Raw genomic sequence first — 1196 nt, forward strand, 5'->3', positions numbered from 1 at the left:
ATTATGCTTCGATAGCTGTAACAACACCAGCGCCTACTGTATGGCCACCTTCGCGAATCGCGAAACGTAAACCTTCTTCAATAGCGATTGGAGTGATAAGCTCGATGTTCATAGTGATGTTATCACCAGGCATACACATTTCTGTACCTTCTGGTAAGCTGATAACGCCAGTTACGTCAGTTGTACGGAAGTAGAATTGTGGACGATAGTTGGAGAAGAATGGAGTATGACGGCCACCTTCTTCTTTTGTCAACACGTATACTTCTGCTTTGAATTTAGTGTGAGGTTTGATGGAACCTGGTTTAGCCAATACTTGACCACGTTCGATGTCTTTACGGTCGATACCGCGAAGAAGTGCCCCTACGTTGTCACCTGCTACTGCAGATTCCAAAAGTTTACGGAACATTTCAAGACCTGTAACTGTAGTGCTGGATGGTTCTTCTTGAAGACCAACGATTTCTACTACGTCACCTACGTTGATTTGACCACGTTCTACACGGCCAGTTGCTACTGTACCACGACCAGTGATTGTGAACACGTCCTCTACAGGCATCAAGAATGTTTTGTCTGTGTCACGTTCTGGAGTTGGGATGTATTCGTCAACGCGAGCCATCAATTCGTTGATTGCTTCTACGTATGTAGCGTCGCCTTCTAATGCTTTCAATGCAGAACCTGCCACAACTGGGATGTCATCGCCAGGGAATTCGTAGCTGGAAAGCAATTCACGGATTTCCATTTCTACTAATTCTAATAATTCTTCATCGTCAACCATGTCTTTTTTGTTCATGAATACAACGATAGCTGGTACACCAACTTGGCGAGCTAACAAGATGTGCTCACGAGTTTGTGGCATAGGGCCGTCAGCTGCAGATACAACTAGGATAGCGCCGTCCATTTGAGCAGCACCAGTGATCATGTTTTTAACATAGTCAGCATGGCCTGGGCAGTCAACGTGTGCATAGTGACGAGTGTCTGTTTCGTACTCTACGTGTGCAGTGTTGATTGTGATACCGCGTTCACGTTCTTCTGGAGCTTTGTCGATCATGCTGTAGTCTTGGAAGTCAGCTTGACCTTTTTCAGCAAGAACTTTAGTGATTGCTGCTGTTAAAGTAGTTTTACCATGGTCAACGTGACCGATAGTACCAATGTTAACGTGTGGCTTATTACGTTCAAATTTTGCTTTTGCCATTTTGAAT

The 1196-nt window shown here is 44.6% G+C and carries 1 protein-coding gene; it reads right to left on the reverse strand.

All coding sequences use genetic code 11. The features are described 5' to 3' along the window. Position 1 precedes the first annotated feature (1 nt). Positions 2-1189, reverse strand: a complete 1188-nt coding sequence (gene tuf, locus EO114_RS07760; RefSeq protein WP_009353467.1) for an elongation factor Tu — start codon at positions 1187-1189, stop codon at positions 2-4. Positions 1190-1196 lie beyond the last annotated feature (7 nt).

The organism is Veillonella sp. 3627 (assembly GCF_003992195.1).
GTDB lineage: Bacteria > Bacillota > Negativicutes > Veillonellales > Veillonellaceae > F0422.

Excerpts from the sequence above, each read along its gene's own strand:
- tuf (WP_009353467.1), bottom strand. The coding sequence starts at position 1,189 with ATGGCAAAAGCAAAATTTGAACGTAATAAGCCACACGTTAACATTGGT.